This is a genomic window from Fundicoccus sp. Sow4_F4, from assembly GCF_052116145.1.
In the GTDB taxonomy this organism is placed as follows: Bacteria; Bacillota; Bacilli; order Lactobacillales; family Aerococcaceae; genus Fundicoccus.
The window spans coordinates 212,051-227,326 of the sequence record NZ_JBQKLQ010000003.1; the positions used below are offsets into that span (position 1 = coordinate 212,051).

Consider the following 15,276-nt stretch of genomic DNA (forward strand, 5'->3'; position numbering starts at 1 on the left):
TTTTAGGTAAAATAAAAACACGAACATTCAGACAGATATCCTTCGTCAATCATCTTTAAATTTCAGATTGAGAGAATTCTGATAAAGGGCATAAGATTACAGACAATTGCCTCACTAGAATGTTCGTGTTATAAAATAATATTTACTTAAATTTAAAATACGCCACCGACAATGTTATAACGTTTCTTCAAGTAGAAACGTAAGCCAAATGTCGCCGCTCCGATAACCATATAAACCATTGGAGGGAAAATAGGGTTAATAACTGATGGTATAAAGGCTGCGGATAGGGTCACTACTGCCACCCAAACAATCATCCATAGTGAGGATACTCCGAAATATTTGAAGTAACCTTTTTTACCTTTTGGTGCTTCCATATTAGGCATTACTTTTGACGTTTGAAGCATCGCCCAACCGGCTACTAAGTAATTCAAGATTAAAGTGATTAGTCCCATAGATAAGACCGCTTCAGGTTGCTCAGCATTTGCATTCATCATAGACAGTCCCACGATAAAAGTGAAAACTGATCCTAAGATTAAGCCACCATCCAAAGCAATTTGCCAATCAGGTGAACGAGTCACTTCTGTTTGATCTTGAAAATTCTGATTTAAAATTGACGTTGCACATTCAGTCGGCGTGCCGTAAATTTGACGAGCCGTTTGTCCTACTTGTTGGCCTTCAATTAAAGTTTCTAACATTTCTGTGTAAATGGGCATTTTAACCGTTTCAGTCAAGCCGCCATCCGTTAGTTTCTTATCAATGGATACTAAGAATTGTTGACTTCTTTTCGTCAATTGATTAAATTCATCCCACTCTAATCCAGGTAAAGGATTAACAGCGACTGGGGCAACTGGACTGACTTGAGTCGTTTCTACAACGTTAGCATTAGTCTCAACTTTCGTCCCAGTACTTGCTTTAATCGCATCTTTAGCTGCTTGAATTTTATCTGCTTCGTTTGGATCTACAATGGGGGTATTTTTTTCAGTTTCTTTACTCATAAATTATGTCCTCTCTTAAACGTTAAAGCGGAATAACATAATATCGCCATCTTGAACGACATAGTCTTTACCTTCTGAACGCACACGGCCATGTTCTTTGGCTACAGCCATACTTTGATGAGTGACTAAGTCATCATAAGAAACAGTTTCCGCACGGATAAAGCCACGTTCGAAATCTGAATGGATAATACCAGCAGCTTGAGGCGCTTTGATTCCTTGAACAAATGTCCAAGCACGAACTTCTTGCTCACCAGCTGTAAAGTAAGTCGCCAGGCCTAATAGAGAGTAAACATGTTGAATTAGACGATCTAAACCAGACGCTTCAATTCCAAAGTCCTCTAAGAAAATGGCTTTTTCTTCATCATCAAGTTCAGCAATCTCTTCTTCAAGACGTGCACATACCGGCACTACTTCTGCGCCTTGACTTGCTGCAAGCTCACGCACCTGTGCTAAGTATGGATTATCGCTTGAGTCAGTCACTTCGTCTTCGCCAATATTCGCTACATATAACATTTTCTTGCGTGTTAATAAGAATAGGTTACGAACATAAGGTAATTGAGCATCGTAAAACTCAAGTGAATTGGCCATTTGATCATTTTCCAATGCGACTTTAAGTTTTTCTAAAACTTCCATTTCAGCAACTGCTTCTTTATCTTTTGTACGGGCTAATTTACCAACACGAGCCATTCTTTTTTCAATCGTTTCTAAGTCAGCTAAGATAAGCTCTAAGTTAATTGTTTCAATATCTGAAATTGGATCAACTTTACCCGATACGTGAGTAATGTTACCGTCATCGAAACAACGAACAACGTGACAAATCGCATCGACTTGACGAATGTGGCTTAAAAATTTATTCCCTAAACCTTCACCACGGCTAGCACCTTTTACGATTCCAGCGATATCTGTAAATTCAATCGTAGTTGGAATTGTTTTTTTAGGTTTAACTAATTTAGTGATTTCATTTAAACGTTGGTCTGGTACTTCTACCACACCAACGTTAGGATCGATAGTGGCAAAAGGATAGTTCGCAGCTTCAACGCCTGCTTTTGTAATTGCATTAAAAAGTGTTGATTTCCCAACGTTTGGAAGACCAACGATTCCTGCTGTTAATGACATAGGTGGCACTCTCTTTCTTCTGTAAAAATTCTATTTATGTTAATAGTTTCAAACGGTTGTTACTAGTTTTCTTCGTGTTTCACAAGTATTTTTTTCATTTTCTTTTCAAAATCACGGCGTGTCATTGTGACAACATGTCCACAATTCTCACATTTAATACGGATATCCATTCCCATACGTACGATTTGCCAGCGATTAGTTTGACAGGCATGAGGCTTGCGCATTTCAACAGTATCAAATTTATCGTATTTTTTTTCCATCTTGCTTCCTCCAATAAAGTAATGTCAGATTGTAACGCATCACAACTGAATGTCTAACATCTCCAGAATACGGATTAAATCTGATTGAGATAAGAACTCAATTTCGATTTTTCCTTTATCCCCCTTTTGATTAATTGAAGCACCTGTTCCAAAGCGTTCTTGCATTTGATGTTCAATTTCGACGATATGAGGAGCTTTGGCAACTTTATCAGTTTTTTCATTTTTCTTCGGTTGAATCGGCATTTGTTGATTGTATTGTTGCACAAGTTCTTCCAATTGTCTAACGGTTAAATGCTCTCTTACAACCTTTTCAGCGACTGGTATCATTTGGCTTTTGTCTTTTAATCCTAGTATGGTTCTTGCTTGACCCATTGACATTTTTTCCTCTGTTACCATTTGCTTGATTTCTTCTGGAAGTGTTAATAAACGAAGATAGTTCGCGATGTAGGGACGACTCTTGCCCATACGATCGGCTACTTCGGCTTGAGTTAAATTTAATTTATCCATCAGCATGCTGTATGCTTCAGCTTCTTCTAAAGGACTTAAATCTTCCCTTTGTAAGTTTTCAACGACCGCAATTTCAATCATTCTTTCTTCGTCTAACTGACGAACAATTGCTGGTATCGTTGTTTTACCTGCTAAACGACTCGCACGAACACGTCGCTCACCTGCAATCAATTCATAACCTTTAATCATTGATTTACGCAAGATAACTGGTTGGAATACACCACTTTGTTTGATTGATTCGCCTAATTCTTGTAAGGCAATCTTATCAAAATGTTTACGTGGTTGATAAGGATTAGGTCGAATTTGGTCTAAAGGAATATCTTCGACGATTTCATTATCTGTCGGAGTTTCTTCGTAAGCTGTAAATAAAGCTTCCATTCCACGACCTAAACCTGTTTTTTTAGGTTTATTCGCCACTCGAAATCACTTCCTTTGCTAAATCTAAGTACATTTCAGCGCCACGAGAACGTGGATCATAATCTAACACTGACTGGCCGTAAGAAGGTGCTTCTGATAAACGAATGTTACGTGAAATAATCGTTTTATACACTTTTTCTCGGAAATATTTACGTACTTCTTCAACAACCTCATAGCCTAGATTGGTACGGGCGTCTAACATCGTAATCAGAACACCTTCAATTCTAAATTGTCGGTTATAGCTTTTTTGAACGAGACGAATTGTATTCAATAACTGGCTCAAACCTTCCAAGGCATAATATTCTGCTTGAACAGGAATCAATATCGTATCACTCGCTGTAAAAGCATTGATTGATAATTGCCCTAAAGAAGGCGGACAATCCACAAGAATATAATCATATTTATCGCGGATTGGATTAACGGCTTCTTTCAAACGTAATTCACGGTCTTTAACGTTAACGAGTTCCAATTCTGCTGCAGCTAAAGAAATAGTAGAAGGAACAATATCTAGGTTTTCGCTTGATGTTGGTAGAATACAATTTTCAAGCGGCTCTTGATCGACTAAAATCTCATACAGACTCTTGTTCACTTGACCACGCTCGACGCCTAATCCACTCGTTGCATTACCTTGTGAATCAGAATCGATAATTAGCACTTTTTTGCCTAATTGTGCTAGGGCAGCTCCTAAATTGACTGTAGTTGTTGTTTTACCTACGCCACCTTTTTGGTTTCCGATCGAAATCATTTTCCCCATGCTGTATCCTCCCTAACTTATTAAATAATTGGTTGTTTGGCTGGTTTACCAGCTTTTCTTGGATATTTCTTTGGTGTATCAAGTGTTTTTCTAATCAATAGAATCGTGCGTTCACTCTCTTCTATCGGTAATAACTCACTTGCCTGTTGTTCAAACTTCGCCCCAAGCACAGTGAGTGCTTTTCGAGCATGTTCGATTTCTTCATCTGCTTTTGCACCTTTTAACACTAGGAAACTTCCACCTTTTTTAACAAGTGGTAAGCAAAATTCACTTAGAACGTTTAACGCTGCGACGGCTCTGGCAGTAACGACATCAAACTGACCGCGATACTGTGGATTTTGTCCAACATCTTCAGCACGCCCGTGAACACATTGCACGTCACTTAAGCCTAAAGCACTCACTAATTCTTCTAAAAAGATGATACGTTTATTTAATGAATCAACAATGGTGACCTTTAATTCAGGATGTACTATTTTTAGAGGTATACTTGGAAAGCCAGCTCCTGCTCCTACATCACATAAACTCACGGCATAGCTTTCTAATGGCATCATCCATAATGGCATTAAACTATCATAAAAATGCTTTAAAAAGACTTCTTTTTTCTCCGTAATAGCTGTTAAATTAATTTTCTGATTCCATTCAACCAGTAACTCATAATACAGTTCAAATTGGTTAACTTGCTCAGGAGTAAGAGTGATTCCATGCTCGCTTAAAGCTTGGACAAATTCTTCAGTTGTCATGATGACAGCCCCTTATTTTACATATTTTCTGTGAAACAAGAATGTTTCACACACCTTTATACTTTACCCGAAAACTAGCTCAATAGCAATGAAATCTCTACATTTTTTAAAGGAAAAGACTTGTATTTAAAAGCAACAGAAACCTTTATTTCTGTAGCTCTCGTGCTCCTACCTAAGTGGTCAATTCTTTAAAAGTTGAAGGAGGTTTTCACAATCGTTCACCAAAGCCTATCATCAATTTATTTACCTTTTCTAAGCCAAAAAAGAAGCCTCGAAAGAGACTCCTTTATGTGAATCAGAATGCTATTCTTTAGAATGCAGTTAGATCTAGTGCAAGGGCTGTCTATCAATTTCTAAACAAATAAATCTAGAAAGCTTCCTTGAGCTTATGTTGTTTATCAACCTTATCCTCATTGCGAAATGATAATAGCTTCTTGCTTTTCTCTTTCGATGACTGCTTGTTGGTAGTCTGCTCGAAGGCTTGTTAATTCAACCTGTAAAGCTTCCATAATCACCGGCAATTGAGTTTCAATGTTAACTTCATTACTAGCACCTTCAGCTAACGTTTCTTTTCTTAGTCTTTCATAAGTTGCCCATAACTTTGCTGGCCCCGCTTGATTTATTTCTTCATAGGTTAAGCCGTTTCGTTTCATTAATTCTTCCACTAATGCTTGATAATCCTTAATGTCAGCTTGAGCAAGTAAAGATAATTCAGGGTAATGAGCTTGCAAGCCTTTGTATAAATATAAACTTAACGCTTCATTTTCTAACTCATTTAACTGGGCGGCTTCCCATAAATCTAACAAAATTTGAGAATTAATCGCAGCTAATTGTAATCTGTTAATGGGTAGTTGTTCAACCAATTGAGTTTTTAATTGCTGAACTAATTCAGCTTCTTTATTTCTTTTATAAATTAGCGTTGAACTGGTGGAAAGCTGATCATTTTGTTCGTCATATGCTAAAGTAAAGGGCGCTTGATTATCAGGCAAATTATTTTCTCCGTATCGTTCAATGAAGGCATTAATATCCCAAACTAAAGCGTAGCTTTTTGTCGCATTAGGATTCGCCATGAGGGGGGAGTCTTGTTGGATTTGTGTCACGATATTATCGTAATAGACACTACCAGTCTCTTGTGTATGAACGGATAATTGAGAACCGTACAGCGTTAAAGTCTGGGCAGTACCATCTGATTTTGTCACTTCCCACACACCTTCTATTTCCTCAGGGAAACCTTGATGTGATTGTGTCTCATGATTTTGATTGTTTCTTTCTTTGGCTAGAATATCCTCTGGAAGTTGCCATGAATTCGTTTCTTGCTTTGACACAGCTAATACTATCACCGAGGCTAAAAGTAAGGCTGTAAAAATTGTTCTAATTTTGCGCATGACAATCCTCCTTATACTTGTTAAATGTTAATTTATCAGAAAAATATGACGAAAGTGTGAATTTAAGGCAATAAAATCTAAACATCAATAAAGCGTCACTTGGCTGTAATATTTGCCATGTGACGCTTTATTAAAACTTATTGATAGTACTGTGCTTGAGCATGCCAAAGATCGTAATACTTACCCGCTTGTTTAACGAGTTCTTGGTGACTTCCCTTTTGAATAATTTTGCCTTGATCAAAGACTAATATTTCATCACAGAAACGACAACTCGATAAGCGATGAGAAATATAAAAAGCTGTTTTGTCAGTGACAATTTCATCAAACTTTTGATAAATTTCAAATTCTGCAACCGGATCTAAGGCAGCCGTCGGTTCATCCAGAATCATGATGGGTGCATCTTTATACAAGGCACGACTCATGGCAACTTTCTGTGCTTGACCGCCAGAAAGTTGGACGCCTCTGTTATCGAATTCTTTTCCTAAATGAGTATCTAGTTCCTTAGGTAAGGTCTTCGAGAAGTCCGCTAAACCAACTTCATCCAATGTTGTCATAGCTAAATCCGCATCATAATCCTGGCTAACCGCAATGTTCTGGCCTAATGTTAAACCTAACAATCGAAAATCTTGAAATACAACAGAAAAAAGTTGGAAATACTCCGTCAATTTATATTTTTGACTGTCTATTTTATTTAGAGTAATTTCGCCACTGGTTGGATCATACAAACGCATAAGTAGTTTAATGAATGTTGTTTTTCCCGAACCATTCTCGCCAACAATTGCATACTTCTTACCGACATCAAAACTGGCTGTAATATCTGACAACACTTTCTGATTTGAGCCAGGATACGAAAAACTCAAGTTCTTGACCTCTAACTGATACTGATTATCTAGTCGTTTTTCAATCGGCAGAGAACCTTTAACTTGTTCGTCAGGTAAATCCATAAACTCATAATATTCAACAAGTGTATCCGGTTGAGATAAAATCATCGCTAAATGTTGAATCAACATCGGTAGATTGGCTAAGACTTGACTCAAGGCACTCGACAGTTGAATAATCTGTCCAACTGGTAAAAAGCCCAACAGAACGCGCAAGCCAATCAGCGCATAAGCAGCATAATTTAATAGTTGACCAATTATAACCGTCATAATATGCCAACCAACACCAGTTTTGTTCAAATCTCTTAATAGAAGAGCTGTTGAGTCGTGCATATCTAATTGATTTTGATTGAGCTTCTCTCCCATTTGATAGAGACGTATTTCTTTCCCTGATTCAATGTCGGACAGAATATCATTTTCATAGTTATATTTAGCATTAACATTGAGGACGCGTTCGCCAATGTTTTCCATATATTTAGCCGCTTTTTGCGAACCTGTAAACTGTGAAAAGACGCTCGCTAGAATACCTCCAACGAAAATCAGTAGGACCCAAGGTGTGTTCACCCATGCTAATGAACCCGTCGCACTCGTCGTGCTGACATTCCACAAAGGTGTAAGTAGAATTAAGCCCCAAATTGTTCGGATTACGTATTCCATTATGTTAGGAATCCTTACATTCATCAAATAGAGACTTGATTGCCGCGACAAATTTCCGAACTTAATTCTTTCCAATTTTTGAATCGTTTCTGCATTATCCGCGAAATGATACTGCATTCTTAGCATCTTTTCGTAGGGCATTTCGAATAAACGTCGTTGAGTGATTTCATTGAAATTCTCACCTTGGGGTTGGAGCAGAGTACTTACCAACTGTAGGACAGCAAATATACTTAAATATTGAATAAGCAAACTAACGATTTGTTCAGTTGCCTGTTGACTTAAAGCATTGACAATCCGACTCATATAAATAAAGCTTAGAAAAGAAATGCTACTGCTACAGAACGTTTGCAGAAAAAGTAACAAATAATAACTTTTGCCTGCTTGCCACATATCTTTTAAAGCACGTATAAATAATGTTGAACTCTTCACTAGATTACCCCTCCCACTTCATTTTTAAAAGCTTCTTTTTCAGATTCTGCTTCTAATTCTAGTTGAACAACCTCACGGTAATAATAAGCTTGAGCTTCATATAAACGATAGTAATCTTTTTCAGCAGCGATTAATTGCTCGTGACTACCCACCTCTGTGATTTCACCTTGTTTCAAATAAATTATTCGGTCGCAAAAGCGCGTGGACGACAAGCGATGTGAAATAAAAAAAGACAATTTGTCCTGCGAGAAACGTAAATAGTCCTGATAAATTTCGTCTTCAGCTAAGGCATCTAAAGCCGCCGTCGGCTCATCCAGAATAAGAACTGGCGCATCTTTATACAACGCTTGAGCTAATTTTACTTTCTGTAATTGCCCACCTGACAGTTGAATCGCTTCGGTCGAGACTTTTCTAACGATTTGTGTTTGATCTCCCAGCTGCAGTTGAGCAATAATTTTATCGACCCCACTCTGTTCTAAGACACGTTGATAAATCTCGTCGTCGAAAGGCAAGCCTTGAACAATCGTGTCACGAATTGTATAGGTTAATAAAAAAGCATCTTGAAAAACAGCCGAGAATAGTTCGTAATATGTCTGGATATTAAAGGCTGCTTGTGGCTGGCCATTAATCAAAATTTCACCTTCATCTGGCTGGAGTAAGCCACAAATCAATTTAATCAAGGTCGTTTTCCCAGCACCATTCTCACCGACAACCGCAATTTTCTCACCAGCTTTAAACGTCGCAGATAGATTCTTGAGTGTTGGCTTAGTTTGATTAGGATAAGTATAAGAAATATTCTTCAGCTCAATCGAAATATCTGAGGTCGGTAAGTCAATGCCTTGATTATGATTAAAAATCGGCGTCTGATTCATAAAGGCATCATAATACTTCATTTCTGATAAATCACGGTCCATAATTGCGACTTGGTTAACAAACTGAGTAATTGTACTCGCTAGCAGTGTAATCACACCGATATAGACGACAAATTCGGAAACAGCTAATTGATCATCGGCAATCAACTGAACACTTTGAAAATAGGCAAAGACTGTAATCAGAATAATACCAAAAGACAAGAATGTATTTTCTGCAAAGACTAGTTTATTCTTAGGTTTCATCAACTTGCGGTAATCAGCAGTAATCTGTTCTTGAATCTCAGAAAACCAACCAGTCATTTGATATAATCGAACATCTTTTGCTAGACGCAAATCACCATATAACCTTCGCATATAGCTGCTCTGCTTATTATTAAACGAAGTCTCTTCCATAATCTTTGGCGCTATTTTCTTGTGTAGCCATTTGAAAATTAACAATCCTGCAATTAACAAGCTGATAATCACGACATAAAGCTGATCAACTTGTAAAACTAAACTCATATACATCAATATTCCTATTATAGCACTCAATAAACGCGACAATTCTTGAATGAAGCGACCAAATAATTGCGCTGGACTACCTACTAAACTGTTTGCCTCTGAATAAATTTTCTGTCCCTCTTCAGACACAATCAATGGATAATCGATGTTATAAATGACTTGAGTGATTTTCATCATAATCGATAATCGAAAAACATCACTTTCCGTTTCAAAATAAAACATCAGACGGTTATTTACGACGTCTATAAGGCAGATGCTTGTGACCCAAATAGCTAATTCAAATAAAAATTTCTCAACAGAAATCCCCGCTAATAACCATTGAATCACTTGCGCAGATAATAATAATTGCATTAGTGGTAAGACTGTTTGAGTTATGACTCGCAAACCAAACCAAAACCAGATAGAACGTTTGTATTCTGTAATTTCTCGACACATATTTTTAAAGTAATACCATTGTTTTTTCATATTTTTCACCTCATAACGATCATACTACCAAATAACTGATAGAACTATTCTGTGGAACGAGTGGTTGTTTTTGTGAATTAAACGGTCAGTTCATACTCTTTCCTCTTATTATATGCGTTTGGTGTTTGTTGTCTGGACTAAATTAAAGTATAATGAGAGAAATAATTACAGAATAGTGAGGGATGTCCACATGCAGTATAAAAGTACCCGTAATAATCAGTATCTTGTGTCTGCTTCGGAGGCAATCATTAAAGGTCTTGCTGACGATGGCGGCTTATTCGTGCCGACTTCTTTTCCAACCTTCAATTTAGATTGGAATGAATTAAAAGAGTTTTCTTATCAAGAGATGGCAACGTTTGTATTGCGGGCTTTTCTTGATGATTTTTCTGCTGAACAAGTGCAAGCTTGCGTTGAAGCGGCTTATGACGATAAATTCGATGATCCAGCGATTGCGCCTTTAGTTGAAGTTGGTGGCAAACATTATCTTGAGTTGTTTCATGGCCCAACAATTGCTTTTAAAGATCAAGCCTTATCGATTTTGCCTCATTTAATGAGCACTGCCAATCAAATTCAAGACAACAACCGAGACATTGTCATTTTAACCGCTACATCTGGTGATACTGGCAAAGCTGCCATGGCGGGTTTTGCGGATGTACCAGGCACTAAAATCATCGTTTTCTATCCAAAAGGTGGCGTCAGTTCGATTCAAGAGCAACAAATGGTGTCTCAAGTTGGTGATAATACGTATGTCATCGCAGTCAACGGTAACTTCGACCGAGCCCAATCTAAGGTCAAAGAGTTGTTTAACGATGAAACCTTACGCGCTAAATTAGCTGAACACGATACCCAGTTTTCGTCTGCTAACTCGATGAATATTGGTCGTTTAGTGCCACAGATTGTTTATTACTTCTATGCGTACGCGCAAATGGTGAAGCAACAAGCAATTCTACCAGGTGACTTAATCGACTTCTGTGTTCCTACCGGAAATTTCGGGAATATTCTAGCCGCTTATTACGCTAAACAGTCAGGTGTGCCGATTGATAAACTATTATGTGCCTCGAATGACAACCGGGTGTTATATGACTTTTTCCATGGTGGTAAGTATGATATCAACCGTGAATTTGAATTAACGATTTCGCCTTCAATGGATATTCTGATTTCAAGTAACTTCGAACGCTTAGTCTTCCATGCGATTAACGAGGATGACCGTTTATTGAAAGAGTATATGCAAGAGTTAACTGATCGTAAGAGCTATGCAATTCCTGAGAAATACCATGCGAACTTTTCTGAATTTGTCGCGGAATTTGCGACTCAAACAGAAACGATGGAAGAGATTAAGGAAGTCTATGAAAAAACAGGCTACGTGCTAGACCCACATACTGCCGTCGCTTCTAAAGCACATCGCAAAGCCAGTCAACAAAGTTTAAGTCATAAGCCCGTTGTGATTATCTCAACGGCTAGTCCTTATAAATTCCCAGAAGCAGTTTTAAGGGCTCTAGGTATTGAAACGGATGGTTTATCTGATGCAGATTTATTAAATAAATTGAATGAATTGTCTGGTGTTGCTTATCCAGAAGCCATCGAAGGTTTACTTGAGGCTGAAGTTAGACACAATACAACGATTGATATTGAAGACATGAAAGCCAAAGTTGAAGAAATTGCTTTAGCCTAAGTTGGATTTTTTAAAAAACCTGAGTGTCACTGGGACACTTAGGTTTTTTTTTGTTAAACAATAGACACTAAAAGAGCGTCATGTTTAAGTTATGCTAGCTGTTAACCTATGTGTAGTGCAAACCAGCTTTTCTCTACCGAAGTGATTATTAAAAATGATATCAATTTGTCATTCATATTTCATTTCTTTTTATTCAATTAGTGCTATAATCGTTGGTATTTGAATGAGGTGAAAAATTGAAAATAATCAAAAAAATTATTACTATTGGCTTAATGACATTTTTAGTAGCGTGTCAAGACCAAGCCCTTGAAGAATCGCTGACAGATCAAGAGAGCACGCCTAGCGAAGCCTCTACCTCCCAAGAAAGTGAATCAATTGCGATTTCGGTTAAGAATAGCTCACCAGTCGCAGAAGATGAAAGCGACGAAGAAAGCGAAAACTTTGAAGGTGATTTAGATTATGCTGAATTTGCTTCTATAGAAGATATTGTCTGGAACGAGATCAATTCTTATGGATATGACTCGGATTATTTGTCGATTTCGATTTATGATTTTGAAACTGGTGAAGCCTTCCATCTAAACGCGGATATCCCTTCTCACGGCGCCAGCACCAATAAAGTCGGAACAGCTGTCTTATATTCAGATTTAATCAGCCAAGGTTATTTAACTTGGGACAGCCACTTACCTTTTACCCAAGACTGGTATGAAGAAGGTGGAGGAGAAATTACAAACGGTGCTTTCCAAGATAGTTATGCTATTTATGATTTAGTTTATCAATCGCTTTTCTATTCTGATAATACCGCATGGAATACTTTAATTAATAATTATTACAGTATGTATGGTGATTTCCAATCTGATTTAATTGCTTTAAGTGACTTAAGTTTTGATAATGGCGACATTTACAATTTAAACTTCGCAACATCACGAATGTTAAATGAAATTTTAATTCGCGTCGCAAGCAATCCTGACTATCAAACGATTGTCGATATTATGCTAGAAGCTCAATCAGGTATTTATTTAAAAATGTATGTCGATGAAGGAATGGCCGCTAAATACGGTCAATACGAAGACGGCAATCACGATACAGGTATTTACTATGAAGACGGTGAGCCCGCGTATACAATAGCTGTTATGAGCCGTCACTTAGGTTATATTGACTATTTCCTAGGCGATTTAAACTTACACGTCAAAGAATTCCGCGAATACCAACAATTCAATCAGTAAATCATTAAAAAGACCTAAACATTGGATACGAGTCCTAGACTCCTTCCGACGCTTAGGTCTTTTGCTTATTATTTTACCCGGCTTTTTCCAGTAAAGGCAAGGTAATCTCTGTCACAAACACGCCATCTTCCCACTGACGATTGACATGCCCCTTATTTTTGTCAACGGTTTGATCAATTCTTCTCAGCCCGTAACCTTGACGGTTCACACCTTTCAAAGACATGAAACGTGCTTGCGGATTTTTGAACATTGTATTGGTGACACTAATGTATAAATTATTTTTCATTGGCGCAATATACAATCGAATAAAAGGCGCCATACCCTTGGCAGACAATTGCAAGGTCGTAGCTTCGACTGCATTATTCAATAAATTTCCAATAATAATCGCTAAATCTACATCTTCAATCGCCAAGTTACGAGGGGCAATCGCTGTCGCATCAAGAGCCACCCCTGCTTCTTGAGCTCGTGTCAATTTAGTATTCACCAAGGCATCAATCATTGTATTGCCCGTACGAATAATCGTATCTACCTGATTCATTTCATTAGTCAATTGGCGAATATATTGACGCAACTGCGCTAACTGCTTCGTTTCAGTAAATGCTTCCATCACCTGCAAATGATTACGGTAATCATGCCGAATCCCCCGCAACTGACGATAGATGGACTCAACTTCCGTCGCATAATCATCCAGTTCTTTCTGCTGCAACTTATGAAAATTCAATTCTTTTCGCTGGTAAATCGTTAACAAAATAAGGCCAATCACTAGACAGCTCAAAGTCAAGATTAGCCAATTCATACTAGTCATCATAAAACACCGACTTTCGATAGTATTCAATAAAAGCACTTTGTGTTTGTTTCGCTTGTCGACGTGATAGCGGAATCGATTCGCCAGTACTTAATTGAACGTCTTGCTTCAGTAAATGTGTTATAAATTCTAAATTAACATAGTAACTGCGATGAGTTTGGACAAAACGATCATCTATTAAATCGGACACTTCTGCCAAACTAATGCGACTAGTAAAACTATCCGTTTGCGTATGAACGAGAATATCACGCTTATTGGCTTCTAAAAACACAATCTCGCTTAAATCAAAGCGTACTTGTTCACCCGCCACCTCTAAAATTAAGTATTTGGCTTCTTCTGGTCGCATCGCTATAAAACGTTCTAACACTCTGACAATTTTTTCTAACTTAATTGGTTTTAATAAGTAATCTAAAGCTTGAACTTCATAACCCTCCACCGCGTATTCAGCAAAAGCCGTCGCAAAGACTAAAGCCATTTGTGGCGCATGTTCACGCAATTTCTTGGCGACTGACATGCCATTTAACTGTGCCATTTCAATATCTAGAAAGGCTAACTCCCAATCTAAATGATCCTCCAATGCAAATAGAAAAGCTTCGCCACTTAAATAAGTATCCACATGGAGGGTAAGCCCTATTTGCTCTGCCGCTTGATTAAGCAATTGCGTCATATAGGTTAATTGAATCTGTTCATCATCAACTAAGACAATCTTAATAACTGACAACTCTCATTCTCCTTTTCATAAGGACTGCGCGAACTCCTTGTTTTATTCAGCATCTGAGACTAGCTGAATACTCACTAATTCTGGTCGATTGTAAAATCTTGGGGCTGGTTGATCTTGATATGAGAGACCTCGACTAACAATTAAGGTGCTGTGGTCGAAAGCAAATCGTCCGCCTGCATACTTGGGAAACATCCCTTGTCCTGGCGCAAAGACACCATTGATTAAACCTGGCACGCGCCACTGTCCACCATGCGCATGGCCACTTAAAATTAAATTAAATTGATAAGGTAAAAAGTCTTCAATGAATTCAGGTCGGTGACTTAAGAGAATTGAAAATGTTGGCTCACTTGGTCTTTGTTCTTGCGCTTGAATCAATTGATTAGGATAAACGTGACTTTCTTCTGCATCATCAATCCCACTAATCGCCAATCGATTACCATTTACCTCAATAACATCCGTATCGCCACGCAATACTTTAATCTGGCTATCCATCACTAATTGACGCATTTCAGACACTCGATAAGAATAATATTCATGATTGCCCGTGACGTAATAGGCTTGATAGTGTGCGCCGATCCAGCGGATAAAACTTGCAGCCGGTTCTAAAGGTTGTTTCACTTCAAAAATATCTCCACCGAGTAAAATTAAATCAGGTTTTAAGGCAGTAATGGCTTCTTTTAAAATTTCATGGTCTTCACCATAATAATTATTGTGTAAGTCACTGATATAAACAATTTGAACATCTTGATCGATTAAAGAACTTTTCATCGTATATTTACGCGTCAATAATTTGCTATTCAGACCAGCGATCATAAATACACCCAAGGCAGTCGCGACTGCACTCGTGATTAAGTAGGATTTTTTCATACAGTTTCTCCT

General features: G+C 37.8%; 14 protein-coding genes. 2 read left to right on the plus strand and 12 right to left on the minus strand.

Annotated features, from left to right (window positions below; genetic code table 11):
• Positions 1-152 precede the first annotated feature (152 nt).
• The 9 genes from ACTQ5J_RS06570 to ACTQ5J_RS06610 all read right to left on the minus strand — a co-directional run bounded on the left by ACTQ5J_RS06570 (position 153) and on the right by ACTQ5J_RS06610 (position 9,976).
• On the minus strand, positions 153-995 hold the full coding sequence (locus tag ACTQ5J_RS06570; protein ID WP_441751656.1) for a DUF1129 domain-containing protein: 843 nt from the start codon (positions 993-995) through the stop codon (positions 153-155).
• Between the two features lie 15 nt (positions 996-1,010).
• Positions 1,011-2,111 (minus strand): redox-regulated ATPase YchF, encoded by a 1,101-nt coding sequence (gene ychF / locus ACTQ5J_RS06575; protein ID WP_441751658.1) that lies wholly within the window; start codon positions 2,109-2,111, stop codon positions 1,011-1,013.
• A 62-nt stretch (positions 2,112-2,173) separates the two neighbouring features.
• The gene (locus ACTQ5J_RS06580) at positions 2,174-2,371 is read right to left on the minus strand and encodes a DUF951 domain-containing protein (RefSeq protein WP_441751660.1); all 198 of its coding nucleotides are present in this window, start codon (positions 2,369-2,371) and stop codon (positions 2,174-2,176) included.
• Positions 2,372-2,410: 39 nt separating this feature from the next.
• Positions 2,411-3,295, minus strand: coding sequence for a ParB/RepB/Spo0J family partition protein (locus tag ACTQ5J_RS06585; RefSeq protein WP_441751662.1), 885 nt, complete (start codon positions 3,293-3,295; stop codon positions 2,411-2,413).
• Complete coding sequence (locus tag ACTQ5J_RS06590; protein WP_441751664.1) at positions 3,285-4,049, minus strand: ParA family protein; 765 nt, start codon at positions 4,047-4,049, stop codon at positions 3,285-3,287. The genes ACTQ5J_RS06585 and ACTQ5J_RS06590 overlap by 11 nt, the downstream gene beginning before the upstream one ends.
• 20 nt (positions 4,050-4,069) lie before the next feature.
• The gene (gene rsmG / locus ACTQ5J_RS06595; RefSeq protein ID WP_441751666.1) at positions 4,070-4,789 is read right to left on the minus strand and encodes a 16S rRNA (guanine(527)-N(7))-methyltransferase RsmG; all 720 of its coding nucleotides are present in this window, start codon (positions 4,787-4,789) and stop codon (positions 4,070-4,072) included.
• A 410-nt stretch (positions 4,790-5,199) separates the two neighbouring features.
• A complete protein-coding gene (locus ACTQ5J_RS06600) occupies positions 5,200-6,174 on the minus strand; it encodes a hypothetical protein (RefSeq protein ID WP_441751668.1) in 975 nt (324 codons plus the stop codon).
• A 137-nt stretch (positions 6,175-6,311) separates the two neighbouring features.
• On the minus strand, positions 6,312-8,138 hold the full coding sequence (locus tag ACTQ5J_RS06605) for an ABC transporter ATP-binding protein (RefSeq protein ID WP_441751670.1): 1,827 nt from the start codon (positions 8,136-8,138) through the stop codon (positions 6,312-6,314).
• Positions 8,138-9,976 carry an ABC transporter ATP-binding protein gene (locus tag ACTQ5J_RS06610; RefSeq protein ID WP_441751672.1) on the minus strand — a complete coding sequence of 613 codons (1,839 nt, stop codon included), beginning with the start codon at positions 9,974-9,976 and terminating at the stop codon, positions 8,138-8,140. Before ACTQ5J_RS06610 ends, ACTQ5J_RS06605 begins: the two co-directional genes overlap by 1 nt.
• Before the next feature lie 190 nt (positions 9,977-10,166).
• Here ACTQ5J_RS06610 and thrC point away from each other — a divergent pair, with 190 nt between their 5' ends.
• Positions 10,167-11,648 carry a threonine synthase gene (gene thrC, locus ACTQ5J_RS06615; protein WP_441751674.1) on the plus strand — a complete coding sequence of 494 codons (1,482 nt, stop codon included), beginning with the start codon at positions 10,167-10,169 and terminating at the stop codon, positions 11,646-11,648.
• Between the two features lie 236 nt (positions 11,649-11,884).
• Positions 11,885-12,871: a serine hydrolase gene (locus ACTQ5J_RS06620; protein WP_441751676.1), complete on the plus strand. Its 987-nt coding sequence runs from the start codon at positions 11,885-11,887 to the stop codon at positions 12,869-12,871.
• Between the two features lie 73 nt (positions 12,872-12,944).
• On the opposite strand, the gene ACTQ5J_RS06625 is transcribed toward ACTQ5J_RS06620, so the two are convergent.
• The 3 genes from ACTQ5J_RS06625 to ACTQ5J_RS06635 are packed head-to-tail and all read right to left on the minus strand — an operon-like array spanning position 12,945 to position 15,264.
• Positions 12,945-13,634: a sensor histidine kinase gene (locus ACTQ5J_RS06625; RefSeq protein ID WP_441751678.1), complete on the minus strand. Its 690-nt coding sequence runs from the start codon at positions 13,632-13,634 to the stop codon at positions 12,945-12,947.
• 34 nt (positions 13,635-13,668) lie between these two features.
• Entirely contained in the window at positions 13,669-14,397 is a 729-nt protein-coding gene (locus ACTQ5J_RS06630; protein ID WP_441751680.1) for a LytR/AlgR family response regulator transcription factor, read from the minus strand.
• A gap of 42 nt (positions 14,398-14,439) precedes the next feature.
• A complete protein-coding gene (locus ACTQ5J_RS06635; protein ID WP_441751682.1) occupies positions 14,440-15,264 on the minus strand; it encodes a metallophosphoesterase in 825 nt (274 codons plus the stop codon).
• Positions 15,265-15,276: the final 12 nt, after the last annotated feature.